Source organism: Gordonibacter pamelaeae 7-10-1-b (genome assembly GCF_000210055.1).
In the GTDB taxonomy this organism is placed as follows: Bacteria; Actinomycetota; Coriobacteriia; order Coriobacteriales; family Eggerthellaceae; genus Gordonibacter; species Gordonibacter pamelaeae.
The window spans coordinates 1320427-1346133 of the sequence record NC_021021.1; the positions used below are offsets into that span (position 1 = coordinate 1320427).

The window sequence follows — 25707 nt, forward strand, 5'->3', positions numbered from 1 at the left end:
CGGGCGTCGGCCCGCCCCCGATTTCGAAGTCCGAGGAGGCGAGCCGGAAGATGGAAAGGCACCCGAAACAGCTCCATGTGCGTATGTCCGACCGGGAAATGGAGTCCGCTAAAGGTCTCGCCCGCGGACTCGGCATGACGGTCTCCGACCTCATCCGAGTCCTCCTGCAGCTGCCTGCGGAGGAGGTGCGAGGCGGGGCGAGGCTCGTTGTGGTCGACCGCACGACGGCGGCGCGGCTATCCCGCGAAATGACGCGTTGGGGGCACCACTACAACCAGGCGGTCCACGCCCTCAACGCCATCGCGTACTATCTGAGGGCGAACGACATGGAGACTGCGGAGGTGGTCGAGGAGCTGTCACGCGCCGAGCGCAAGCTTTGCCGAAATGCAGCCCGGGGTCGAGTCGCTGAGGCGAGCGGTGGCGGAGCTCTCCGGAAGCGTCCTCGCCGGGCTGGGGAGGTGACGGGCGTGCCCATGCTCAAGACGATATCGGGGCACACCTCGGCCAAGGGGATCAGGCGGTACCTGACGAAGGAGGGCCGCGCGCTCGCCGAGGACTACATCAACCTCGAGCCTCCAGCGCCGGGGAGGCCGTTCGACTGGGCCGAGGCGATGGACAGGATCCGGCGCCTGTACGGCAACGACTCCGCATGGCGGGGGCGGCGAGCCCGCACCTACAAGCACTACGTTGTCTCCCCGGATCCCAAGGACCGCATCTCGCTCGACGGGCTGCGCGCCCTCGCGACCGGATGGGCGAGGAAGTGTTTCCCGGACCACGAGGTCGCCATCGTCTACCACGACGACAATGCAGGAGGCATCCCGCACGCCCACGTCGTCGTCAACAACACCAACCTCGAGACGGGCCGCAGGCTACAGGACCCGGACCCGAAGGCGCTCGCAAGGTCCTTGCAGGGGGCAGCCGAAAGCCTAGGCATGTCGCCGCTGGAGGCGGTCCCGCGCTCAAGCGTCGCCGCCCGGGCGGAGCGCCGGCGTCCGAGGCCCGCCGCCAGTACGCGCCGCGAAGAAAATGTCGGGCGCGCCGAAAAGGAGCTCTCCGACCGCGGGGAGTACTCGTGGGTTGCCGACATACGGGCCAGGGTGAGGGTGGCGCGCTCGGTGGCGAGGAGCGAGACGGAGTTCAGGAGCCTCCTCGGAGCGTTGGGCGTCACGGTGTCGGAGAACTCCCCCCACGCGCCGAGGCGAGACTGGGTGTACGCGTTTGCCGACCGGCCGTCACGCAGGGTGAGTGGAGAGCGCCTGGGGCTGTCCTACAGCCGGGAGAGGTTGGAGCCCGTCCTTCGAACAGGAGGCTTCCGCAGAATAGCGGACGCCGGGGAGAGAGCAATAGCCGCAGCCGCCCGAAGCGCCGTAGAGTTGGGGAACCTCGAGGAGCTTAGGACTCTTTCCGAAGCCGTGGCGCTCGTCGAGTCGTCGAGGGCGACGTGCGTCGCCGATCTCGATCGTCTGGCGATGGACGCACGCGGCGCCGAGCTCGCAGCGTACGCACGCCGTATCGGGATGCTCCCCGAGCAGCGCCCCGAGCCCCGGCTCGGGGCCAAACCTTCGAAATCCTGTCTTGGAAGGGTTGCGGGGAACCGGGGGTCGCGCGGGATCGGCTCCGCGGAAACGCCGCGGACGCCGGAAAGGCAGGAGAGGGGAAAGCAGAGATGATCCTGAAGGCGTACTACTCAGGAGGCCGCATCGACGTCTTCGACACCGACCACCACGTCGACGCGGTGCCGCAGAGAGGAAATCTCCTCGCCAACTACACGCTCGACCTCTCGGATGTCGCAGGAGACGGCATTTGGCTGCGCTCCTACTATCACGAGGCGGCAGAGGCCTACCGCGAGGAGCCGGGACCGACGGGGCTTCCTGTGGCTCGCAGACGGGACGGGTGGAGCTTCCTGGTCGCGGATGCGGATGATCTGGAAAGAATCAACCGCCTGACCGTTGACGGTGAGACGGTGCTCATCAGGGTCGCGGGGGATTTGGTGGACGCCTCTGCGCTTTCCTGGGCGCGCGAATGCGCCGAGGAGGTCGCGCCGGGCGCCCTCTCCGCTTACGCTTTCCTCGTTGGGATATCCGACGGGGGCGAACCGATCGCACCCGAGTCCATAGGCGTTCCCGCCTCCTGCTTCAGCGCACTGCTAGCGAACGAGCGGCAAGGTTTCACGGAGGAGCCCCGTTTCTAGCGCCTTGATTACTCCTGGGAAAAATGTGATAGTTTGGCACTGCTCTTTTCCCTTCGCCTTCGGGTTGGAATGTGTGTTAAGGTGGCGACGGGGAGCCCATCAGGCTGCCCGGGTACGAGCCACGCGCGGGGAAGGAACCCCTCTTATGGACAAGATGTCGAAATCCCATGAGGACTATCTCGAGGCGATCGTCATGCTCGGCGGCGCTGTTGGCTCATCAGTCCGATCGGTCGACGTTGCGAATAAGCTAGGGGTCTCTAAGGCCTCTGTGAACAAGGCAATCGGCCTTCTTAAGGACAAGGGCCTCGTCGAACAACCCTACTACGGAGACATCACGCTTACCGAAGAGGGTTCGCGTTACGGCCGCACGGTCCTCGACCGGCATCGCATGCTGTTCTTCTTCTTCACGCAGGCCCTCGGCATACCAGAGGACCGTGCCGACAAGGAGGCTTGCCTTATGGAACATGCCATAAGCGACGAGTCTTTCGAAAAATGGAGGTCCTATATCGCGTCCCTCGGACTCGAATAGCCTCGACGACCGCTGTGATTGGTCCGTGGAAACAGCAGCAGTTTAAACAGGATCCCAGGGGCACCGATACAGGCGAAGCATCGGGGCCCCTGGGCGATATTCCTGTCAGATGGTCGCCGAGGGACGTTGGCCGGGAAATATGCTGCCTGTCTGATAACAGTAGCTTGCCCAGTTTCCTTGTGATATGATTCATAAAGTTAACTATAGTAAACTTTATTCAAGGAGATGCCGATGGTTGTCGGGGTGAGAGCTCTGCTCCAGGAGGGCAGAACGTATTCGTACGGCGATCTGCAGAGCGCCTTCGGTTTGGATGAAGACCAATTTCCGCTCGCGTTCGACACTCTTGTCAGAACGCGCCGCATCCGCCTCGTCATTTTCGATCGCGGATTTGCTGCCCTGTCTCCGTTCGAACGGGACCTGCTTTGGCGGGTGGCGGGTGGAAAGGCGCAGGGGCTTCGGCATGGAAAGGAGGCCGTGTGGTCCAGGAGGCAGACGGGATTCCCTGCCGTTCCCTCCCATGCGTTCGAAGAGTCCGGGAAGGGGCGGTTTTGCGCTGCAGCCGGCCGTGAGGATTCGGCTTTGGCTGGATAGAAAGGGCTTGTTTTCGAGATTGTTTTGAAGACGTGAAGAAATTATTAGCTGTAACTAACTAATTAAGAGTCGCTTCGTTTCGTCAAGGTGATTAGCCTTAGATAACTAATGTTCGAAAGCCCGTCCCACGAATGGACGCTGAAAACATGCTTAACCGGGCGATGGCAGCTCTCCTCGTCTGGCTGTTCGTCGCAAGCGATAGGCCCCAGAACCTTCCTGAAGCCTATCGCTTGAACGTCGTAAGATATACCTGCGCCTAACTATTTGTGCTTGTAGCCAGTGTAGAAGGCCATAACCGCGCAGATCATCCCAGCCCACGCCCATATCTTGTGCATCTTCACGCCTGTCGCCTCCTCTCCTGCTTTTGGCGTACAAGGTAGAACCTTGGAAAGTACGATACGGTTGACTTCCTGACCCGGAGTCATTATCTTATAAAATGTAAACATAAGATAACTTTTTTCAAAAATGCACGGGTCTCGTTTTACGTGCTCGGACGTCGAGAAAGGTGGTCTTGCATCTATGAAAAGCCAGACGAAGTACGGTCTTCTTGTCGGAGCGGGTTTTCTTGTCGGGAGCGTCGGGCTCAAGGCACTGACCAGTCAGGCAGCGCGAAGGGTATACGTTCAAGGCATCGCCAAGGGGCTGCAGGCCAAATCGTGCTATGAAGGCATCGTCGAGCAGGCGCGAGCCCAGGCAAGCGATATTATTGCCGAAGCTCGCTATGCCAACGAGCCTGCATCTGGCGTATCGGACGTTGCGCCTGATACGCCAGACGAAGAAACGGTAGCCTGCGAGGAATCGGAAGAGGCCCAGTCCTCTGCCTTGGCGACGGCGAAGAAGTAATGCGATGCTTCATACAATCGAGCACGAGGTGCCCGGGCGCGTTCGCATTCTGCTCGATGGAAGCGTACGTCCTTCGGACGTCTCCGTTCTCACGCGCGCGCTGAGCGCGGAGGCCTGCGTCGAGAAAGTCGTGGTGTATCCGAAGATCGGAAGCGTCGCCATAAGCTATAGCGGCGGAGCAGAAGGCCGCGCCCGGACGCTCAGGCATGTTTCCGCGATCGACGGGCAGGTTATGGAGCGGGCGAGGGTCGAATGCGGCACGGAGATGGGCGCGCGTGCGAGCTCCTTGGTTACCGACCTTGCCGTGCTCGCAGGGTCGTATCTCGCGCGTCGCTGGTTTCTCCCCGCGCCGATCCGGGCGGTGGTTGCGCTCCTGCGCTACCTGCCCTTTCTGCGCGCCGCATTGCGCTCGCTCGCACGCGCGCGTCTCGACGTGCCCGTGCTCGACGCGGCGGCCATCGGCGTGTCTCTGCTGCAGCGCGATCCCAAAACGGCCGGCCAGACCATGTTCCTTCTCGATTTCGGCGAGAGGCTCGAAGAATACACTCGGGCCCGCAGCGAGTGCGCGCTCATATATTCCTTGCTCGATATCCCCGAGACGGCGCAGCTCGTGCGCGGTTCGGAGGAGGAGCGGGTGGAGACGGCCTCGCTTGTCGAAGGGGACCTCATCGTCGTGCGCACCGGCATGCCTGTGTGCGTGGACGGCGTGGTCGAGAAAGGGTGCGCATCGGTGAACCAGGCGGCGCTCACGGGCGAGCCTCTCGCGGTGCGGCGTTCGGAGGGCGATGACGTGTTCGCCGGCACCGCCGTCGAAGAAGGGGAGATTTTCGTCCGGGTGAAGTCGGGCGCGTCCTCGACGAAGCTGCGCTCCATCGTCTCCCTCGTCGAGCAGTCGGAACGGTGCAAAGCGGAGTCGTATTCGCACATGGAGAGGCTTGCAGACGGCATCGTGCCCTGGAATTTCCTGCTCGCTGGGCTCGTCGCCCTTTCCACGCGCAGCTTGACGAAGGCGTCTGCGGCCCTCATGGTCGACTATTCGTGCGCGCTCAAGCTTGCAAGCTCTATCGCGGTGCTCTCCGCTCTGACCCAAAGCGCCAAGCAGGGATTCACGGTCAAGGGTTCGCGTCATTTCGAGGCGATGGCCGAAGCCGATACCATCGTCTTCGACAAGACGGGCACGCTCACCGAGGCGACGCCGGAAGTGACGCGCGTCATCGCGTTCGGCGACTGGAGCCGCCGCGAGGTGCTGAGGCTCTCAGCGTGCCTTGAGGAGCATTTCCCTCATCCCGTGGCGCGCGCCGTCGTTCGGGCGGCGGAGGCGAGGAACCTCAAGCATCGGGAGAAGCACTCCGAAGTGGAGTACATCGTCGCCCACGGCATCGCGTCGTCCCTCGAGGGGAAGCGGGTCGTCATCGGGTCAGAGCATTTCGTGGTGGAAGACGAGGGCGTGCTGATCGAGGAAGAGAAAAGGGAGCGCATTTCGAGGGAGACGGAGGGCCTCTCTCCCCTCTATCTGGCGGTCGACGGCGAGCTTGTGGGCGTAATAGGCATCGAGGACCCGATAAAGCCGAACGTCCCGACGGTGCTTCGGGATCTGCGAAGCCTCGGGTTCGGGCGCATCATCATGCTCACCGGGGACAACGAGAAGACGGCCGAATGCATCGCGAGGCAGGCGGGCGTCTCCGAATTCCATGCGAACCTCCTTCCCGAAGACAAGCACGCTTTCGTGCGAGCCTTGCGCGAGGAGGGCGCTTCGATCGTGATGGTGGGCGACGGGGTGAACGACTCGCCTGCGCTTTCCGAGGCGAACGTGGGCATTGCGATGGGCGAAGGGTCGGCGATCGCTCGCGAAGTGGCGGGCATAACGCTCGTTTCCGACGACCTCTCTTCGATCGTTGCTTTGCGCAAGCTCTCCATGGCACTCATGGACCGCATGGGCGGCTCGTTCGCGTTCGTCATGGCCGCCAACAGCGCGCTGCTTGCGGCGGGGATCGCGGGAGCTTTGTCTCCCCAGATGTCTTCGCTCCTGCATAACGGAACCACCGTCGCGATGAGCATGCGCAACGCCGCCCCCTACCGTCTTCCCTGATGCGGAAAACGGAGAATCCGGAGAGACCGAGGAGCCGCTGTTTGGAGTGCGGCGCGGAAGCGCCTCGGAAACGCGAGGTCGCCGAAAGGATGCGCTCATGCAGAACATGGGGATCGTGGAGGATACGCTGTTCGTGCCGCTGCTCGGGAGGATCTACGCCAGCGAGCGGTTCCCGAACATCCTGCGCGACGACGCCGCCCTCTCGCTCAAAGATAGAATCCCCCGCGATATCGCGGAGAGGGGCCGCCAGACCCAGTACACGCTCATCGCCTCGGCGGCGCGCTCGGCGAACATGGACCGGATCGTGGAGGGGTACCTGGCGCGCAATCCGGAGGGCGCCGTGGTCCAGCTCGGGTGCGGGCTGGAGACGGCCGCCCAGCGCTCGGGAGCCGACGGGGTAAGGTGGTACGCCGTTGACCTCCCGGCAGTCATCGAATACCGGAGGGCCCTAATCCCAGAGTGTTCGCGTGAGGAGTGCATCGGGGCGGATGCGTTCTCGCGCGAATGGATCGAGCTCGTCCGCCTCAGGGAGCCCGACTCGCCGATCCTCGTCACCGCCGCGGGCCTTTTTCACTACTTCGAGGAAGGGGACGTCGTCCGGCTGCTAAAGACGCTGCGGGACTACGGGGACGTCGAGGTCGCCTTCGACGCCGTGAGCAGGACGGGCCTGGCGATGATGAGGGCCAAATACATGCGGCAGGTCGGTCACGGGGAGGCGAGGATGGGTTTCTGCGTCGGCTCGGCCGCGCGGCTCGCCGAGCAGGTCGGAGCCGGCCTGGTGGCCGAAGGGAAGTACTACGAATCCGTGCCCCGTGCAGGGCTCGCCGCGTCAACGAGGGCGAGCATGGCCCTGTCTGACTTCCTTTCGATGGTGAAGATGGTCCATCTCGACCCGGGCTCTTCGGCCCCCGGTCGAGATGGCGTGCTCCGTCGCTAGGCTTCGGCGTTTGAGCCCCTCCGGCTTCCAGCAGGCAATCTCTTCGCGCATTCGGATGAAGTGCCGGTAGACTCCGCCTTCCCGCATGATAGAATCATGCGATCCGCGCTGCGTGATGCACTAAAACTCATGTCGATGACCTGGACGGCGTCGGACACCGTGCTCACGCGGTGAATGTTGGTTCCAAACGTCTTGCCCCGCACGGGCTCGCGGATCCCCTTCGTTATCGGATACTCGTTCTCGGGACCGACGGAGTTGGTCGCCTCGATTAGCCAATCACTCGAGACGCTGCGTTGCGGATGGGATCGAATCTCTCCAGTCCCAGCTTCAACTCTTCGCACAGCCTCACGAACTCGTCGGCTCTCATGGCGCGCTCGCCGTTGAGGATGCGCCCGAGCCTCTTGCGGTCGACCCCCACGCGGCGGGCAAGCTCAGCGACGGGAATGCCTCGCTCGAAGCGCGCCTGTTCCATCCTGGCGGCTATAAGGTCTATGTGATCCACCGTCCTCCCGTGCGCCATCGGAGCGCTAGGGGCGCTCCGCGTCGGCGAGAGGGCGCCCCTCCTTCCTAAAGCGCCCATTCGGCGCTCTGGCGCTGAAGGCCCACCATGCGCGCGAAGAGCCCTTCGCGCGCCATGAGGTCCGAAGGCGCACCCTGCTCGACCACGCGTCCGCCTTCGAGCACCACCACCTTGTCGGCCGCCTCCACCGTGCGCATGCGGTGCGCGATCACGACGACGGTCTTGCCCGCCAGAAGGCGCGAGAGGGCATCCTGCACGCGCGTCTCGTTCTCCACGTCCAAGCTCGCCGTCGCCTCGTCGAGGAGCACGATAGGTGCATCCTTCAGGAGGGCGCGCGCGATGGAGATGCGCTGGCGCTCGCCCCCCGAGAGCCGTGCGCCGTTCTCGCCGATCAAGGTGTCATAGCCCTCGGGCATGCGTCGCACGAACTCGTCGCAGTTCGCAGCACGCGCTGCGGCGAGCACCTCCTCGTCGCTCGCGCCGCGGCGCCCCAGGCGGATATTGCCCGCAACGGTGTCATCGAAGAGCACCACGTCTTGGAACACCACTGAGAAGTCGCGCAGCAGCACCTCCGGATCGACTGAGGAAACGTCGACGCCGCCCACTCTCACATGCCCGTCCTCGGCGTCCCACAGGCGCGCTGCCAGCCGCGCGCAGGTGGACTTGCCCGATCCGGAGGGTCCCACGAGCGCCGTAACCTCGCCCTCCTTCGCCGTGAAGCTCACGCCGTCGAGCACCTTCTCGCCGCCGCCGTACGAGAAGGACACGCCCTCGAAGACCACGTCGTGGCCGGCGGGCGTATATTCCTGCGAGCCCTGGGCGAGGGGCTCCTCGTAGAAGCTCCTCATGCGCGCGCTCGCGGTCTTCGCGGCGAACAGCTCGGCGATGAGCATGAGGCACTGGTCGAACGGGGCGTAGATGCGCGACACGACCAGAAGGAAGCAGAACAGCGTCATGAAGCTGCACGAGCCGTCCAGGATGAGCGCGGCTCCCGCGAGGATCGTGGTGGCGATGCCCAGCCTGAGCACCACCTGGGCGCCGTTCACGCAGACGCCGGTCGCCAGCTCGCTTTTCACAGCCTGGGCCTCTGCCGCGTCGATGTCCGCCCGGATGCCGTCGAGGTAGCGCTCCTCCTGGTTGGTAGCCCGCACCTCGCGCACGCACTCGAGCGCCTCCTGGATGTCCTCGGAGACCGCGAGTGCCTTCATGCGCGTCGCCTTCATCAGAGGGGCGAGGAACCTGCGGGACGCGAACAGCAGCGCCAGCGCCACCGGCGCGCTCCACAGCGCCGCGACGGCGAGCCTCCAGTCCATCGCCAGCAGGCAGACCGCCGCGACGCCCAGCACGATGTAGGCGCCATAGAGCTCCGGCAGCACATGGCTGTAGGCATGCTCGATGGTCTTGACGTCGCCCATGATGGTCTTGGTGAGGTCGGCCAGGTCGCGCCGACCGAAGAACGACTGCGGCAGTTTGCGCAGGCGCTCGGCAAGGCCGATGCGCTGCCGGCCGCTCTCCTTGTAGATGACGCCGTACTGGTAGTAGTAGGCGAAGTACTCGGTGACGAACAGCGCGGCGATGAACGCGGTGAGGCCCGCCAGATATGGGATGACGTCCGGCAGCGGCGCGCCGCCCACGAGATGGTCGGCGAACGCGCCCATCGCCATGAAGATGATTCCCACACCGCCGAACACCGCGATGTTGGACACCGCGGTCCACGCCGCGCCCAGTTTGACATTGCGCACGCCCTCGTCGGTGAGTCCGTACTTCTCCCTGATCGACATCATGCCACCTCCGCAGACGTAATCTTCCAATCGGCCGCCTTCTGGTAGTCGGACCACATGCGCGCGTACAGGCCCCCTGCGGCCAGCAGCTCGTCGTGGGTCCCCTGCTCGGCGACGCGCCCTTCGTCCAGGACGACGATGCGGTCGGCGTTGCGCACCGTGGACAGGCGGTGGGCGATCATGAGCACCGTGCGCCCCCGCGCCAGCTCGGCGAACGCCTTCTGGATGAGTGCCTCGTTCTCGGGATCGGCGAAGGCCGTCGCCTCGTCGAGCACCACCACGTCGGCGTCCTTCAGGATGGCCCGCGCCAGCATGAGGCGCTGCACCTCGCCGCCGGAAAGGTGCGCTCCGCAGGCGCCGTACGGGGTGTCCACGCCGTTCGGAAGCTTGGCCACGACGTCGTCGCACTGCGCCGCGCGCAGCGCCGCCATGACCTCCCCGCGCGTCGCATCGGGCCGCGCGGCGCGGACGTTCTCAAGAATCGTCTGCTTGAACAGCCGGTTCGCCTGAAACACGAACGCCACCCGGTCCATGAGGTCGTGCGGGGTCCATCTCGCGCACGTCCACCCCGCCCACAAGCACGCGCCCGCCGTCGGCGTCCCAGAACCGGGGCACCAGGCTTGCCGCCGTGGTCTTGCCGCCGCCCGAGGGGCCCACGAGCGCCACGGTCGCGCCCGCCGGCACCTCGAAGCTCACGTGGGAGAGCGCGGGCGCGTCCGTCCCCTCGTAGGCGAAGCTCACATCGTCGAACACGACGGAGTTGCCGTCCGGTGCCTTGGGGTGCTCGGGCGCGGAGATCACGGGAGCTGCAAGGACGTCCTCGACGCGGGTAATGGCGTCGGCGGCCGATTGCGCGGCCTCGGACATGAACATCACGCGCGTCATCGCGGTAGGGATGACCGCCGAGAAGATGGCATAGAACGCGAAGTTTGCCAAAAACGATCCGAAATCCCCCTCGCCGGGAGCCAGCAGGATGGCGGTCGGCACCAGGAACAACGCCACGCCGTTGATGAAGGTGAGGGAGAGCGACTGAGGCACCTGGCACCACTTGATAGCGTAGTCCTGCGCCAGTACGGTGAACTCCCTTATCGCGTCGTGGAAGGCCTTGAACGAGTAGACGGTCTGCTGGAACACCTTCACGACGGGGATCCCGCGCACGTACTCGGTCCCCGCCTTGTTCATTTTGACGAGCGACTCCATGTACCTGGACATGAACTCCATGCCGCGTCCGCTCATCATGCGGGCCATGCAGCATACCGAGAGGACTACCGGAGCGAGGCAGGCAAGGCCCAGCCGCCAGTCGAACGCGAAGAACAGCGCGAGCATGCCAACGACCATGGCGATCGACCCCGCCGTGTCGGGCAGCTTGTGCGCGAGAAGCCCCTCCGTCTCCGCCGCGCACCCGTCGACCACGCGCCTGAGCGCCCCCGACGCGTGCGAGTCGAAGTACCCGAGCGACGCGTGCATCAGGCGCTCGACGGCGCGCTTGCGCATGTTCGACGCGCAACGGAACGCCGCCAGGTGCGTGCACATGAGACCGGCGAAATACAGGGCGATGCTGAGCGCGCCGAACGCGAGCGCCCACCACCCGTACGCGGCGATCCCTGTCGCAGCGCTCCAGTCAGGCGCCGCCGCGATCAGGTCGCGCGCCACCAGCCAGATGCACACGTACGGGCCGAAGCCCGCCAGCATCGAGGCGGCGGACAGGGCGCAGCCCAGGTACGTAAGGGCCTTGCGCGGCCCTGCGAAGTCGAGCAGTCTCGCCACAGCCCCTCTCTTCTTGGGAGAAACGTCTTTCTCCATGGACACCTCCGTATCGCTTGCTTGCGTGCGCGATCTCCGGAAACGGATCCCGTCGTCCATCGACCGCGCTTGATTGTTAGATTTAGGTAACTTACTATGGAGAGCAGCCGCGATCCGGCACGGAGGGAAAGCGGCGACGCTCTCGAAACGAACCGCGACGAACGCGAAACAACGGAAGGAGGCGGACGGCGGGAATGGGCGATCTCGGCAAGATGGTGCCCGATGCCCTGCGCACCTTCATCGAGCCCCAGATAGAGCAGCTGTCGATGACGATGGAGCCGCTGCGCTGCGGAGTGTACGGAACGGTGCCGAAGGAGGTCGGCGAGGGCTTCCTATGGGCAGCCCCCATCGGAGACGACTGCCTCGTCGCCGTGCATTCCCTCCGGCTGGGATCCCCCCTCGTCCTCGAGGAGCGACCGACCGACTTCTCCTGCATCTTCTCGGGGTCGCGCGCGACGCTCCTCTCGCTTCCGGAGCGCCCTCCCCGCCCCCCCTCGGAACGCGAGAACCTCGCGGCGTTCTCCCAGGCGGGGGGAGTGACGCGCTGCGCTCTGCAGGCGGGGGCGCTCTACGAGTCGACGAGCATAACCTACACCCCGGAATGCCTCGACCGGCTTCGAAAGGCCTTCCCCGGCGACTTCGACGACGTGGACGAGGCGATGCGGTCGTTCGACCCCGCGAGCGCCCCTGCGGAGATGCTCTCCGTCCTCAGGTCGTTCACCCCCGCTCGTGCGGCGCTCCCCGGCGCGGCGGCGTACTTCCACGCCAAGGCGCTCGAGGCGATAGCCGCCCTCTCCATGCGCCCCGGCCCCGCCGCCCCGAAGGCCAGGCGGGAGGACCGAGAGCTCGTCGAACAGGCCGAGGCGGTTATGTCGGCGCGCCTCTCTGAGCGGCTCACCGCGGAGTCCATCGCGGGCGAGCTGTTCGTGAGCCGCTCGCGGCTCTGCGAGGCGTTCAGGCGCGTGCGAGGGTCGGGCGTCGCGGAAACCCTCAGGAAGGAGCGCATGGACGCCGCCTGCCGGCTCCTCTCCGCCGGGGGCGCGCATATCGCCGACGTGGCGCGCGCGGTGGGGTATGCGCGATCGTCCTCGTTCGACGAGGCGTTCCGTCGCGAGTTCGGATGTTCCCCCGCACAGTGGCGGCAAGACGCCGTGTAGGGGCGCATTGTCCACCACGCGGGCGGGACCGTCCGAAAGAGGCGCGGCTTTTCGGAGCATGCCCGGCCGCTCGGAGTTGCGCGCCTTCTTGGTTCCGTCACAATGGCGCATAGTTTCATAAAGCTAACTATTTAGACGGAATGCGCAGGCGCCTGAGGCGCTCTGCGGGAAAGGACCCGACATGGCAAGCAGAGACACCGCATCCCCCGTCACCGCGAAGGCGGGCGGCAGGCTCGCCGGCAAGGACCTCATCAACATCGGCATCTTCACGGCGATCTACTTCGTCGTCGTGTTCGCAGTGGCGTGCCTCGGGTTCGTTCCCATCCTCATGGCGGCGATCTGCGGCATCATCCCTCTTGTCGCCGGCATCCCCTACATGCTCTTCCTCACGCGCGCCCGGAAGTTCGGTATGGTCACGATCCTGGGGCTGCTTACCGGCATCATCATGTTTATCACAGGCATGGGGTACTTCTCCATCGCCACCGGCCTTATCTGCGGGCTCGTCGCCGACCTTATCTGGAAGTCGGGCGGGTACGCCTCCTCGTCACGCGCAGTCCTGTCTCACGGCGTGTTCAGCTGCTGGATCATCGGCAACTTCCTGCCGTTCCTCGTCACCGCAGACGCGTACCTGCCCACCGTCCGCGCGCAGTACGGCGACGCCTACGTCGACGAGCTCATGACCTACCTGCAGCCGGAGATGTACCCGGTGCTGCTCGTCGCCTGTTTCGTCACGGGCATCATCGGCGGCTTCATCGGGCGTGCCGTCCTGAAGAAGCACTTCAAGCGTGCGGGAATCGCGTAGTTCCTCGGAAGGGGCGGGTTGTCCATGGAGTTTTTGCAATCAGGCGCTGGCGAGCGCACGGTGAGGCTCGATCCGCGCACGAAGATCGTGCTGCTGTTCGCCGTCTCGACGGTGCTTCTGCTCGGCGGCAACGGGCCGGCGATGTTCGCGGTGCGCACGGCGATGCTCCTGTTCCCGTTCGCTCTGCTCGCGGTGTCGGGCCGCGTGCGCGCCGCCGCGCTCATGCTTGCGGCGTACCTTGGCACCTACGCGCTCGCCGTCTTCGCCGTCCCCGTGCTCACGGGCGTCGCGAACGCGGTCGTCATGGCGAGCGCGACCGTGGTGTCGCGCTTCGTGCCCACGCTTGCGCTCGCGTACTTCGTATTCGCCACAACGACGGTGTCCGAGTTCATGGCCGCGATGGCCCGCATACGCATGCCGGACTGGATCACCATCCCGCTTTCCGTGCTGTTCCGTTTCTTTCCCACCCTCGGCGAGGAGGCGCGCGCGATCGGCGCTGCCATGCGCATGCGAGGCATCTCCCCTCTGCGCAACGGCACCGCCTTCCTCGAGTGTGCCCTCGTCCCGCTCATGAGCTGCGCGGTGTCGATCGGCGAGGACCTGTCCGCTGCCGCTCTCGCCCGCGGGCTCGGCGGGCCTGCGAAGAGGACGAATGTCTGCTCCATCGGGTTCGGGGTGGCGGATGTCGCGGCGCTCGCCGTGTCGATCGCCGCGACGGCGGCGCTCGCGGCAAGCCTTGTACTTCCCGGAGCGATCGCGTGAGCGGCGGCGCTCGCAGGGGCGAGCCCGCGCTCCTCATGGACGACGTGTCGTTCTCCTATGCGGGCGGGCGCAGCGGCGCAGGCGTCGCTGGCATCTCCCTTTCTCTTCGCGCCGGGGAGGTCGCGCTTCTGTGCGGGCGCTCCGGCTGCGGCAAGACCACCGTCACGCGCCTCGCGAACGGGCTCGCCCCGCATTTCTACGAGGGAACCGGAACCGGCGCCGTGCGCGTGTGCGGGCTCGACGTGACGCATGCGGAGCTCTGGGAAACCGCGCGCCTCGTCGGAAGCGTGTTCCAGAACCCGAAAAGCCAATTCTACAACGTCGACGTCCGCGGCGAGGTCGCGTTCGGGTGCGAGAACCTGGGGTTCGATCCCGCCGATATCGAGCAGCGAGTGTTCGCCGCATCACGCGCGTTCGACCTCGAGCCTTTGCTCGACGCAAGCCTCTTCGTTCTCTCGGGCGGGCAGAAGCAACGCGTGGCGTGCGCGAGCGCCGCGGCGACATCGCCCAGGCTCATCGTGCTCGACGAGCCGTCGTCCAACCTCGACTTCGAAACGATCGCCCGGCTTCGCGCGGCGATCGCGCGCTGGAAGGAGCAGGGGACGGCGGTGCTTGTCGCCGAACACCGCATACACTACCTCGACGGCCTTGCCGACCAGGTAATCTACCTTGACGAAGGATGCGTCGCGCATCGGTGGAGCGGCGAGGAGTTCGCACGTCTCGACGACGCCGAGCGCGTGCGGCTCGGTCTGCGGGCGCGCAGCGTCGCCGACGCGCTCCGGTTCCCCGAGAGCGCGAGGTGCGCGAGCTCCGTTCTGCGCCGCCCCGGCGACGCGTCCGCCGATCAGACGCCGCGCAAGTTGCCGGAGCCCGAAACGCCCCCTATCCGCTTTGAGAACCTGACAGCGGAATACCGGAAAAACGGCATATTCGCGCGCGCCCTCGACGTGCCGTCGCTCGAGCTGCCTCGGACAAGCGTCACCGCGCTTATCGGTCCATGCGGCGCCGGCAAGTCCACCTTCGCCGAAGCCGTCTGCGGCCTCAACCGATGCGGCGGCCTGGTGAAGATCGACGGCGCGCTCCTGAAAAGGCGCAGCCGACAGCGCCGATGCTTCATGGTCATGCAGGACGTGAACCACCAGCTGTTCGCGGAAAGCGTGCTCGACGAGGTGCTGCTCGGCATGATGGGCGACGGCCGCGAGCAGCGCGCGCTCGATATCCTGCGCGACCTCGATCTCGACGAGCTCGCGCAGGCCCATCCCCTCTCGCTGTCGGGTGGGCAGCGCCAGCGTGTCGCGATCGCACAGGCGCTCGCCACCGACCGCCCCCTCATAGTCTACGACGAGCCCACAAGCGGCCTCGACCTTTCCCACATGCGCCAGGTTGCCGAAACCATTCGCCACGTGCGCGACCGTGGCGCCGCGCAGATCGTCATCACGCACGATCCGGAGCTCGTGCTCTCGTGCTGCACGCATGTTGCGGCGATGGAGGGCGGGCGCGTTGCGGACGTGTTCCCGCTCTGCGAGGAGACTGTCGGCAGGCTCGCCAGCCTCTTTCTCGCGCGCGAGCGCGCCGGCCAGAGCCCGGCAATGGAAGGGCGCCCTGCCTCCTCGCCCCAGCAAGCGGAAAGGACACTTTCGTGACCGTGCTTGACATCCTCGCCAAGCGAAACGCCGACAAGCTGCGCGCCGTCGAAGCGGACGGCGCGTCCGTACGCTACCACTTGCGCATGCGAGACGGCGTCGTGGGCATCATCGATGCGTTCGAGCTGTTCGACGGCGTGTCCCTCATGTTTAACAGCATTCCCCGGGGAACCGCCGAATGGGACGACAGAGAGCCCTGCGAGCTCCAGATCGACTGGTGCCGGCGCGGGCGGTTCGAGCTCGATGCCGCAAACGGGCGGGCGATCCGCCTCAACGAAGGCGAGCTCGCCTTCCACGACGAGCGCGTCCTCAAGCGCGTCATGGCGTTCCCCTCGCCGCTGTACACGGGCCTTACGCTCAGGATCGACCGGTCGGTCGGGGCGGCGTCGCTCGAGCGCGCCCTTCACGGAAGAACAGTCGACCTCGACGGGCTCGCTCGCCGGCTCACGGGCGAGGACGGATGCACGGTCTGCGACCCCGACCCCTCCATGCGCGCGCTCCTCGGGTCGTTCTGGGACGTCGACGAACGGGCACCTCTCGCGCGGCTGCGGCTCAAGGCCCTCGAACTCGTCGCCCTCGTCGACGCGACGCCGAGCTTCGCCCCGCACGCCGAGAGCTACCAGCGAAGGAGCACAATCGAGTCGCTCGAGCGCAGCATGAGGCTCCTGGAGTCCGATCTCGAAAGCGCCGTGACGCTGCGCGACGCGGCGAACGCGGCCGACATGAGCGTCTCGTCCTTCAAGGAGCGGTTCGTCCGGGCGTTTGGGATCTCGCCCATGGCGTACCGGCGCCAGTGCCGTCTCGAGTGCGCCGCGCGCTTGCTCGAGACCACGGGGGAGAGCGTCGCTCGGATCGCGCTTTCGGTCGGGTACCGCAACCCGAGCAAGTTCTCCGCCGCCTTCGCATCGGCCTTTTCGCACTCGCCATCGGAGCACCGGGCACTGCATCGGGACGGCGAACGGGGGCATGGACGAATCAATCCAACAGCATAGAGGGCTTCCGAGCCGCATCTGAATATAGGCGCAGCGTTTCTCATACCGGACCGAATTCGATTACCGATCGCGCTTTCCAGACCGCAAAGAGACCGTGATGGAACCGCCCTTCTCGATGGTATGCCGCGGATCGTCTTGAACGCCGCAACAGAGCCCCTCGCAAGGAGCTTCTGTCGCATCGCGTATGGATGCCTACCGGCGGACGCCTCGAGCTCTCATAGCGCCCACCTCGCGTTCTCGGTCTGCAGGCGTACCATACGGGCGAAGATGCCGTCTTTTGCCATGAGGTCGGCAGGGGCGCCCTGCTCGGCGACCCTGCCTCCGTCGAGCACGACCACGTGGTCGGCCGCCATGACGGTGCGCATGCGGTGAGCGATGACGATGACGGTCTTGCCCGCGAGCAGGCGGCCAAGCGCGTCTTGCACCTCGGTCTCGTTTTCCACGTCGAGGGAGGCAGTCGCCTCGTCGAGGAGCACTACCGGCGCATCCTTCAAGAGCGCCCGCGCGATCGAAATGCGCTGACGCTCTCCGCCAGAGAGCCGCGCGCCATTCTCTCCGATCCGCGTGGCGTAACCCTGGGGCAGGCGCGAGACGAAGCTGTCGCAGTTGGCCGCCCGTGCGGCGGCGAAGACCTCCTCGTCGGACGCCCCCTCTCTTCCGATTCGGATGTTGTCCATGACCGTCTCGTCGAAAAGGGCCACGTCCTGGAACACCACCGAGAAGTCGGCGAGCAGGGCCTCGGGGTCTATTCCCGCCGCGTCTACGCCGCCCACGGTCACGCGCCCCGCATCCGGATCCCAAAAACGGCACGCGAGCTTCGCGCAGGTCGACTTGCCGGAGCCGGACGGCCCGACGAGAGCCGTGACCTCGTCCTCCTTCGCCGTGAACGTCACGTGCGCAAGCACTGGCTCGTCCGTGCCGCCATAGGAAAACGACACGTCTTCGAACGCGACATCATGACCGATCGGGCAGAAGTCGCTCGAGCCCGTCATGGGGCGTTCCTCGGCGAGTGAGTTCGTGCGACGGATGGAGTGGCGCATCTCCATGAGCTCAACGCTCGATTGGAGCACGACGTTGATGGGGTCGTAAACGCGCGTGACGACGAGAAGGAACGCGAAATAGATGAGGAAGTCCACGTCGCCCGACAAGAGGAGCGCCGCCCCCCCGAGAACGGTCGTGGCGATGCCGAGCTTGAGGAACGCCTGGCCGGACGAGATCATCGCGCCCGTGGCGAGCTCTGATGCCACCTGCGCCCGCTCGAACCCGAAGAGCTTCTCGCGCAGGTCGGCGAGAAATACGCTCGACCGATTCGTCGCGCGGATTTCTCGCACGCAGTCGAGGTATTCCTGCACGCTTTCGACCATCTCGAGACGTCGCACCTCCTTCTCTTCGACTTTTCGGCGGGTAGATCTGCTAGCCGCCGCCATGATCGCCGTCGCGACTGGCAGCGGCCAGAACGCTGCGATGCCCAAGCGCCAATCGAAGGCGATTGCGCCGACGACGACGATGGCACTCGATATGCCCGTGCCGAACAGCTGGGGCACTACATGCATGAACAGCCGCTCCTGGTCGGCGCAGTCCTTCATGATGGTGTTCGTGAGGTCGGACAGATCGCGCTTGCCGAAGAACGACAGCGGGAGCATCCTCAGGTGCTCGGCGATGCCTTCGCGTTTGCGGGCGCTTTCCTCGTAGACGGGGCCGTATGTGCTCTTGTATTCGAGTAGCTGCGTGACAGCGACGAGGGCCAGCACGAGGAGGACCGCTGCGAGATACGGCGCCAGCGCCGGCAAAGGCGCTCCGAACTCAAGATGCGCCATGAGATCGCGTACGAGAAGGAGCAGGATGCACATCGGGGCCATAAGCACGAGGTTCGCGATCGCGCAGGAGAGCACGCCGCGCTTGAACGTACGCCAGCCCCGATCGGTGAGCCCGAGCGTCCTACGCAACATGATCGGCCCCCTTTCCGGCGATCCGCCACGAAACGCTCGTGCGGTAGTCATCCCACATCCTCGCATAGAGGCCGCCCGCCTTCGCGAGTTCGGCATGCGTGCCCTGTTCAGCGACTCTCCCTTCGTCGAGAACGCAGATCGCGTCGGCGTCCATCACGGTTGTGAGCCGATGCGCGATCATGAGCACCGTCTTGCCCCTTGCGAGCGTGGCGAGCGCCTTTTGGATGAGCGCCTCGTTTTCCGGGTCGGCGAAGGCGGTCGCCTCATCGAGCACGACGATAGGCGCGTCTTTGAGGATCGCGCGCGCGAGCGCGATGCGTTGGCGCTCTCCGCCTGAAAGGTAAACGCCGCGTGCGCCCACTACCGTGTCAAGTCCGTCGGGGAACTTGGCGATGATGTCGTCGCATTGAGCGGCGCGCGCAGCCGCCTCCACTTCTGATTGTGTCGCGTCGGGGCGGGCGGCGCGGATGTTGTCGGCGAGGCTCCGTTTGAACAGCCGGTCGTTTTGGAACACAAACGCGACCCGGTCCATGAGGTCGGAAAGCGGGATGTTGCGCACGTCGACGCCGCCGATGCGGACGGCGCCTTCGCATGGGTCCCAAAACCGCGGCACGAGGCTAGCTGCCGTTGTCTTGCCGCCCCCGCTCGGTCCGACGAGCGCCACGGTGGCGCCTGCCGGCACGCGCAGGTTCACGTCCGAAAGCGCCGGAGCATCGGCGCCGGGGTAGGAGAACGTTACATGGTCGAACTCGATCGAGTCGTCTGCCGGCACGGCGGCCTGCACAGGGTCGGCATCTGCCATGACGGGCGCGTCGAGGATGCGCTCGATGCGCATGACGGCGTCCTGGGCTTCGGTGAGCGCCTGCGAGGCGTACATCACCTTCGTCATCATCATGGTTGTAAGCGCGGAAAACACGACGTAGAACAGGAAGTCGGAGAGAAACGCCGGGAAATCCCCCGTATTCCGCGCAATCAGGATGCCCGCCGGTACGAGCATGGCGAACGTGCCGTTGATCGCCACGAGCTGCGCCACCTGCGGCGGCGTGCAGAGGCGCACGTAAGCGCTTGCGAACTCGCGGTAGGCGCGTATCGACTCCCGGAAAGTGGAAAACGAGCGCACCGTCTGCTGAAACACCTTCACGACGGGGATTCCGCGCACGTACTCGACCGCCCCCTTGTTCATGCGGTCGAGCGCATCTTGGTAGTTCTTCATGAACGTCATCATGCTCGTGTTCTCGTCGTCTCCGCCGCCGGCCATCATCCAGAGCATGCACGCGGCGGACACGATGATGGGCACGAGGCACAGCAGCCCCATCACCCAGTCGATTGCGAACATAACGACGAGATACGCTACGGGCGCGGCAAGCGCACCCACGAAGTCGGGGAAACGATGCGCGAGCACACCCTCGGTGAGACCGGTCGCGCCCTCGATGACTCGGCGCAGCTCGCCTGTGGCGTGCGTGTCGAAGTATCCGAGCGGCGCACGTGAGAGATGTTCGAGCGCCGCTGCGCGCATGTTCGTCGCCGTGCGAAACGCCGCGATGTGCGTGCACATAAGCGCCGCGAAATAAATGGCGAGACCGGCGAGGGCGAATGCGAGCGCCGCGACGCCGTAGCCCGCCACGCCTGGAACCGCCGACCAGTCCGGAGCCGCCGCGATTAGGTCCCGCAGAACGAACCACACGCACACGAGCGTCGCGATGGAGCAAAGCGCGTTTACGCCCGACAGCACACATCCGACGATTGTGAACTTTCCGTAGCCGCCCGAGAAACCGAGCAGCCTCATGATGGGGCTGCGCCGGCGCGCCGCGGGCGCGCTCCGTCCTCGTATCCCTTCCATGCTACCTCTTCCAGTGCCTCGATGAATGTTATCCATATGAAACAATATAACGATTCACCGGAAATATCCTCCTTTAACAATGCATGCGAACGATTTAGCAAAAAAAGAAAGCCGCCGCTCCGAAAAGGAGGCGACGGCTTGAGAAAAAGCGTCCGCTACGCGGCGATGCGGGCAAAATGCTTGCTGAATACTTTCGATCCGAGAATGCCGCCGATGATGGGGCCGATGACGCACAGAACGCCCGCCACGACAATGAGGGGGCTCTGCATGAACCCGACAAGCGTTTCCCCGTATTCGCGGCTCATGCCCGACTGGACCACCATGTCGACGTAGGAACCGCCTGCGAGAAACACCATCGACTCCTGTCCGAGCCAGAAGCACAGCGTCCACACCGCGAACGCCGCGATGACCGCCACCTTCGACCTCTTGCCCGCCGCCATGACGATCTCCGCCAGCGCGCCGCCCACGACGATGCCCGCAGGACCCGTCCAGAGCATGCCGAGCAGCAGGCCCACGATTGCCACGATGATCGACATGATGGCCGTCGCACCCGGCTTCGGTACGCGCGCGGCAAGGTACATCCACACGATGCCGCCCGGAATCGCGCCGATGGCGTGCGTGAACCAGAACGTGTTCGCATTCATTCCGAGGACCATCGCGAAGACGAAGAACACGATGAAGAGCAGAAGCCCGAAGATCGCGATGAAGATAAAGTCCTTGCCCTGAAGCTTTGCGCTCCCTTGGGCCGATGCCGCCGTTACCATGTGAAACGTCTCCTTTCGTGAGGCAGTTGATACCGATGGGGGCGGCGCAGCGGAAAACGTCTCCCGCTGCGCGACGAAGAGCGTCCGCGCTGCGCGGTCAGTCGAACCCGAACAGGACTCGGGCGCGGGGCGCGGTCGACGGAGTGAGGTCGAAGCGCTCCGCGATGCGGCCGTTTTCGAAATGAGCGATCTCCTCGCACGTGGCGCACGCGAACTCGAAGTCGTGCGTGATGACGACGATGCAGCGCCCTGCCTCCTTGAGCCGGTCGATCTCGGCAGCGATGCGCTCCATGTTCGCGAGGTCGAGACCGCTCGTCGGCTCGTCGAGCACGAGTACGCGCGACCCCTGCAGCGACCCTGCGGCAATGGCGAGCCGCTGACGCTGTCCGCCCGAGAGGGAGAGCGGGTGCCGACCGCGCAGCTCCTCGAGGCCGAAACGCTCGAGCGCAGCTTCAATGAGGGCTGATTCCGATTCCAAGGAGCCCTCGGCCGCCCCTTCCTTCGTGTCCGGCGCCTCGCGCACGCGCCGTGCCTGAAGCGCGAGGCGAAGCTCGCCTTCCACTGTGTCGCTGAACAGCTGGTAGCCGCTCTCCTGCATGCCGAGGAACACGCGGCCCGCGCGCTTGCGGGGGTCGAGCGCCTCGCCTTCGATGAGAATCTCGCCCGCCGTCTCCGCATGGAGGCCCGCAAGGCAACGTGCAAATGTCGTCTTGCCGGCCCCGTTCCGCCCGACAAGCGCCACCGCGCGTCCGGCTTCCGCATCGAAATCGCAGCCGTCCACGACGAGGCGTCCTCTCCTGCCGTAGCGGGCTTCAAGACCGCGCACGACGAGCGCCGGGACGCGCCGTGCGGAATCGCCCGAACCTTCGCATGCCGCGCCCGTTGCGCACGGCTCTACCTGCCTGATATCCCACGCGCGCAGCCCAAGCCTCCTGCGCTCCTCTGCGGGCATTAGCGTGAACTCCTCGGAGGTCATCTCCTCCACGATCGTTCCATCACGCATGAGCACGACGCGGTCCGCCACCCCCCGCAGCCACCACAGACGGTGCTCGGCGACGATGACCGTCTTTCCCGTCGCCTTGAGCCGCGAGACCGCTTCGCGTAGACGCATCATCGCGCGCACGTCGAGCGCGGCGGTGGGTTCGTCGAGCACGAACGCGGAGGGCTCCATGGCGTGGACCGAGGCGACGGCGACGAGCTGCTTCTCGCCTCCTGAGAGCGCCCGGATGTCGCGTTCGAGCAGATGTTCTACGCCCAAAGCGCGCGTCGCCGACGCGATGCGGCGGGCGATCTCGTCGCGGGGTACGCCCATGTTCTCGCAGCCGAAGGCGATCTCGGAAGTGGTGTCGAGATTGAAGAACTGGCTGCGGGGGTTTTGGAACACGCTGCCCACCGCACACGACAGGTCGTCCATCTCCCAATCCGCGACAGCACGGCCGAATACGTACACTCCGCCTTCCGTCGTGCCGGCATACACGGCGGGTATAAGCCCGTTCACCATGCGGGCAAGCGTCGTCTTGCCGCAGCCTGACGGCCCCGTCACGACAACGCATTCGCCCTCGCGCTGCGCGAAAGACACCCCGTGCGCCGACGCAGCTCCCTTGGCGGCCGCGTAGGAGAATCCGGCCCCCCGAAACTCGATGGCGACGCTGTTCGAGCTCATGCGATCACCCCGAGCTTCGAGAGAAGAAGGGCCGTCGCCGCCGTCGCGAATAGCCCCAAAAAGACGATGTCTGCCGCCCGCAGGCGCAAGTCGTAATACGACGTGCGCGGCCGAGCCGAGTCCATGCCGCGCACGATCGCGGCGTTCGACAGCTCGTCTGCGACGATCGACAGCCTGCTCATGACGGGCACAAGTAGGTTCTCCATGGTTCTCACCGGCTGCGTGACGACAGATTTCGGCGTAATTGCCATGCCGCGCACTCGCAGAGCCTCGGCAACCGCACGGAACTCGCCCGCCATCGTCGGGAAAAAGCGCAGCGCGGTGCAAACCGCGATGATTCCGTGACGGGGCAGATGCGCGCGCTGGAGCGCACAGGCGAGTTCGCCCGCGCGCGTCGTCGCGATCATTGTGGAGGCAAACATACCAACGCAGAACACGCAGCGAACCATAACTATCATCGTCGCGAACGATGCGGCGACGCTGTTCGGGAACAAAAGAAACGCATACCCTGCTGCCATGACAACGACATAGGCGGCGCACCACTTCGCCGCCGACGCGACGCGCCCGCACCACACCGTCACCGCGGCGCAAAGCGCCACCATCGCGATCTGCCCGACAACGAGCCGCGGCGCGAACGCCGTGGCGTTGATGAGTACGAGGACGGCAAGAGAAACGCGCGGGTCAAGCCTTCGCGGCGACAGTGCGCCCTTCACGTTCGCCATCTCCTCATGCACGACACAGATGCTGCCACGCTTCCGTCCTTCCGACGCTGAAGAGAGCAGCGAGCTGCGACGGCCTTCCGATTCTGCCGGCATGCCGCTCCCTTGCGCCCTGATGATCTCCCCACTAGAATTAGCCATGGATAACATATTAACGATCGTGAGGCTTTCCCGGCTTTTCAAGCGCCATTTCGACGATCCAGCCGAAAACAGGTCGATCATGCCGAAACGACGGGAGACGCCGCCGGAAGCGGAGGGTGCGGAACGTGCGCAGCGAAACGATGTCTGATAATCGGGGCCAGGCCGGGCGAAAAGCCGCGACGGACTCCAAATGCGGAATTGAATCGATCTTTCTCCCCCAGATATCGGATATGCATGGCATTGAAGAGGAAGGCGGCGGGGGACGCGAATGCGGGCGGGCTTGGACGGTCGATCCCGCATACGGGCGCGGGTCATACTGGTGTCTCGCGATAGACGACACGGCTGCGATCGCCGTGTTCGACCTCCTGTTCTCCGAAGCCGTGTCGTTCGGCGCCGTCGTGCCGAACTTCTTCTGCTTCGGCAGCTACGGGCGCAGCATGATCCCGTACTTCACGCCGCTTCTCGGAATCGAGGACGGGTGGGAAACGGGCACGCTGCTCGGCTACGCATGGCGAGCGGGCATGTGCCGCGAGGTCGTGCCGCCCGGAGAGCGCCTCACCGTCGCGAGCATCTCCCTCCTTCCCGAAGGCGCCACCCGGATGGCGCGCGCCATCGGCGCCGACCCGGTCTTGCTCACAGCGGCGATCGCGCGCCTCGACGGCGCGCACCGAGTACCCGAGCTGTCGCGTCTGTTCGATGAGGTCAAGGCGGCAAAGCCTTCGCGCACCGTCGCCGAGGCGTATTACCGCTGCAAGGTGATGGAGGCCTGCGCACTCGTCGTCAGCTGGCACGAGAAGAGCGAGCGGGGCGGCGCGCCCCAGATGCGAGCGGTCGACCGGACATCGTTCAACCTCGCCTGCGCCTTCGCTCGGGAGCATCTGGAGGACCCCATCGAGCTCGAGGACCTGTGCCGCGTCGCGTGCACGAGCCCGAGCAAGCTCGCAAGTCTGTTTCGCGACGCGGAGGGCACCACCCCCATGGGCTGGGTGCGCGATCGCCGCATGGAACGCGCCTGCGAGCTGCTGGCCGGCACCGACGAGCCGATCGCCGCGGTGTCGGCCAGCGTCGGATTCTCGCGGCAGGGCAGCTTTTCGGAAGCGTTCAAGGAGCGCTTCGGCGTGACCCCGAACCGCTACCGCATGCTCAACCAGAACAGGTAGGACGGAGCTTGCGCATGCGGCACGGCGCAGGATCCGCCGACGAGATCGGAGGCGAAAGGTCGCCGCTTAAGACCGCGCATGTCTTTCAGAGCGCCTACCGTGCAAACGTCCTCTCACCGTCCCTTTCGGGCGACGGCGAGGCACGCGGTCGGTCCCACCCGCCGCCAGCTCACGCCGTCGAACCACTTCCCCAGGATCTCCCTCATCTCCCTTTCCGAGTAGATGCGAACGTCCCCCTCGGCCGAATGGGGCAGCCAGGCGTTCATGACGGCCCTCGCCGGCGCCGGCTGCCAGACGTCCCCGACCACCAGGGCGCCGCCCGCCTTCAGGACCCGCCATGCCTGGAAAGCGGCGCGCTCCGGGTCCGGGTAGTGGTGGAAGGAGTCGTTGCACCACACGGCGTCGAACGAGCAGTCCTGGAAGGGGAGTCCCTCCGCGTCGCCGAGCACGAGCTCCGCCGACCCCCCGAGGCGCGCTCGCGCGGCGTCGAGCATATTGGGCGAGAGGTCGAAGCACGTGAGGGATGCGCCGGGGATCTTGCCGAGGACCAGGTCGGAGAGGGCCCCGTCCCGCATCCCAGATCGAGCAGGCGCGGGGCCGGGTTGCCTTCGACAGCGCGCGCCACCTCCCCGGCCACATGGGGGTAGAGGGCCCTCGCGTGGGCGCCGTGCATGTCCTCGTCGTACGTGGCCGCCTGGCCGTCGAAGGCATCCTTGGAGCGCCTCTTCGCCTCGCGCGCCTTCTCGTTTTCCGTGGTCATCTTCCGCTCCTTTCATTGAGCAATGTTCAATACGACTTGCCGAAAAAAGCCCGGCCTGGGCCGGGATGGCG

The 25707-nt window shown here is 65.5% G+C and carries 23 protein-coding genes; 13 read left to right on the plus strand and 10 right to left on the minus strand.

Annotated elements, in window-relative coordinates; genetic code table 11:
• The 7 genes from GPA_RS06105 to GPA_RS06135 all read left to right on the plus strand — a co-directional run.
• The coding region (locus tag GPA_RS06105; RefSeq protein WP_231847584.1) for a relaxase/mobilization nuclease domain-containing protein at positions 1–1670 on the plus strand (1670 nt) is incomplete at its 5' end.
• Positions 1667–2191, plus strand: coding sequence for a hypothetical protein (locus GPA_RS06110; RefSeq protein ID WP_015539299.1), 525 nt, complete (start codon positions 1667–1669; stop codon positions 2189–2191). The genes GPA_RS06105 and GPA_RS06110, both read left to right, overlap by 4 nt.
• 145 nt (positions 2192–2336) lie before the next feature.
• Complete coding sequence (locus GPA_RS06115) at positions 2337–2720, plus strand: metal-dependent transcriptional regulator (protein WP_015539300.1); 384 nt, start codon at positions 2337–2339, stop codon at positions 2718–2720.
• Positions 2721–2951: 231 nt separating this feature from the next.
• The gene (locus GPA_RS06120; protein WP_041239180.1) at positions 2952–3311 is read left to right on the plus strand and encodes a hypothetical protein; all 360 of its coding nucleotides are present in this window, start codon (positions 2952–2954) and stop codon (positions 3309–3311) included.
• A gap of 519 nt (positions 3312–3830) precedes the next feature.
• The gene (locus GPA_RS19740) at positions 3831–4154 is read left to right on the plus strand and encodes a DUF6110 family protein (RefSeq protein ID WP_015539304.1); all 324 of its coding nucleotides are present in this window, start codon (positions 3831–3833) and stop codon (positions 4152–4154) included.
• A gap of 232 nt (positions 4155–4386) precedes the next feature.
• On the plus strand, positions 4387–6243 hold the full coding sequence (locus GPA_RS06130; RefSeq protein ID WP_231847585.1) for a heavy metal translocating P-type ATPase: 1857 nt from the start codon (positions 4387–4389) through the stop codon (positions 6241–6243).
• Between the two features lie 97 nt (positions 6244–6340).
• Positions 6341–7180 (plus strand): class I SAM-dependent methyltransferase, encoded by an 840-nt coding sequence (locus GPA_RS06135; RefSeq protein ID WP_015539306.1) that lies wholly within the window; start codon positions 6341–6343, stop codon positions 7178–7180.
• 268 nt (positions 7181–7448) lie between these two features.
• Here the strand turns inward: GPA_RS06135 and GPA_RS06140 are convergent, their stop codons facing one another.
• The 4 genes from GPA_RS06140 to GPA_RS06150 form a co-directional block, all read right to left on the minus strand.
• The gene (locus GPA_RS06140; protein ID WP_083809260.1) at positions 7449–7682 is read right to left on the minus strand and encodes a helix-turn-helix domain-containing protein; all 234 of its coding nucleotides are present in this window, start codon (positions 7680–7682) and stop codon (positions 7449–7451) included.
• Positions 7683–7747: 65 nt separating this feature from the next.
• Complete coding sequence (locus GPA_RS06145) at positions 7748–9484, minus strand: ABC transporter ATP-binding protein (protein ID WP_015539308.1); 1737 nt, start codon at positions 9482–9484, stop codon at positions 7748–7750.
• Complete coding sequence (locus GPA_RS20500) at positions 9481–10014, minus strand: ATP-binding cassette domain-containing protein (protein WP_015539309.1); 534 nt, start codon at positions 10012–10014, stop codon at positions 9481–9483. Before GPA_RS20500 ends, GPA_RS06145 begins: the two co-directional genes overlap by 4 nt.
• Positions 9956–11284, minus strand: coding sequence for an ABC transporter ATP-binding protein (locus GPA_RS06150; protein ID WP_331429718.1), 1329 nt, complete (start codon positions 11282–11284; stop codon positions 9956–9958). Before GPA_RS06150 ends, GPA_RS20500 begins: the two co-directional genes overlap by 59 nt.
• 194 nt (positions 11285–11478) lie before the next feature.
• Here GPA_RS06150 and GPA_RS06155 point away from each other — a divergent pair, with 194 nt between their 5' ends.
• From GPA_RS06155 to GPA_RS06175, 5 genes are all read left to right on the plus strand, one after another.
• Positions 11479–12441, plus strand: a complete 963-nt coding sequence (locus GPA_RS06155) for a helix-turn-helix transcriptional regulator (RefSeq protein ID WP_015539311.1) — start codon at positions 11479–11481, stop codon at positions 12439–12441.
• 181 nt (positions 12442–12622) lie between these two features.
• Positions 12623–13243: an MptD family putative ECF transporter S component gene (locus GPA_RS06160; protein WP_015539312.1), complete on the plus strand. Its 621-nt coding sequence runs from the start codon at positions 12623–12625 to the stop codon at positions 13241–13243.
• A 24-nt stretch (positions 13244–13267) separates the two neighbouring features.
• The gene (locus GPA_RS06165; protein ID WP_015539313.1) at positions 13268–14005 is read left to right on the plus strand and encodes an energy-coupling factor transporter transmembrane component T; all 738 of its coding nucleotides are present in this window, start codon (positions 13268–13270) and stop codon (positions 14003–14005) included.
• Positions 14002–15648, plus strand: coding sequence for an ABC transporter ATP-binding protein (locus GPA_RS06170; protein WP_049784035.1), 1647 nt, complete (start codon positions 14002–14004; stop codon positions 15646–15648). The genes GPA_RS06165 and GPA_RS06170 overlap by 4 nt, the downstream gene beginning before the upstream one ends.
• Positions 15645–16640: a helix-turn-helix transcriptional regulator gene (locus tag GPA_RS06175; RefSeq protein WP_041239181.1), complete on the plus strand. Its 996-nt coding sequence runs from the start codon at positions 15645–15647 to the stop codon at positions 16638–16640. The genes GPA_RS06170 and GPA_RS06175 overlap by 4 nt, the downstream gene beginning before the upstream one ends.
• Positions 16641–16855: 215 nt before the next feature.
• On the opposite strand, the gene GPA_RS06180 is transcribed toward GPA_RS06175, so the two are convergent.
• The 5 genes from GPA_RS06180 to GPA_RS06200 all read right to left on the minus strand — a co-directional run bounded on the left by GPA_RS06180 (position 16856) and on the right by GPA_RS06200 (position 23671).
• A complete protein-coding gene (locus tag GPA_RS06180; protein WP_015539314.1) occupies positions 16856–18589 on the minus strand; it encodes an ABC transporter ATP-binding protein in 1734 nt (577 codons plus the stop codon).
• A complete protein-coding gene (locus GPA_RS06185) occupies positions 18579–20429 on the minus strand; it encodes an ABC transporter ATP-binding protein (protein WP_049784036.1) in 1851 nt (616 codons plus the stop codon). The genes GPA_RS06180 and GPA_RS06185 overlap by 11 nt, the downstream gene beginning before the upstream one ends.
• Positions 20430–20584: 155 nt before the next feature.
• On the minus strand, positions 20585–21193 hold the full coding sequence (locus GPA_RS06190) for an MptD family putative ECF transporter S component (protein WP_015539316.1): 609 nt from the start codon (positions 21191–21193) through the stop codon (positions 20585–20587).
• 97 nt (positions 21194–21290) lie between these two features.
• Complete coding sequence (locus tag GPA_RS06195; protein WP_015539317.1) at positions 21291–22856, minus strand: ABC transporter ATP-binding protein; 1566 nt, start codon at positions 22854–22856, stop codon at positions 21291–21293.
• Entirely contained in the window at positions 22853–23671 is an 819-nt protein-coding gene (locus GPA_RS06200; protein ID WP_156791138.1) for an energy-coupling factor transporter transmembrane component T family protein, read from the minus strand. Before GPA_RS06200 ends, GPA_RS06195 begins: the two co-directional genes overlap by 4 nt.
• Positions 23672–23946: 275 nt before the next feature.
• Between GPA_RS06200 and GPA_RS06205 the strand changes: the two genes are divergently transcribed.
• A complete protein-coding gene (locus tag GPA_RS06205) occupies positions 23947–24876 on the plus strand; it encodes a helix-turn-helix transcriptional regulator (protein WP_167536608.1) in 930 nt (309 codons plus the stop codon).
• A gap of 113 nt (positions 24877–24989) precedes the next feature.
• Here GPA_RS06205 and GPA_RS06210 read toward each other — a convergent pair whose 3' ends face one another.
• Positions 24990–25451: a class I SAM-dependent methyltransferase gene (locus tag GPA_RS06210; RefSeq protein WP_015539319.1), complete on the minus strand. Its 462-nt coding sequence runs from the start codon at positions 25449–25451 to the stop codon at positions 24990–24992.
• Positions 25452–25707 lie beyond the last annotated feature (256 nt).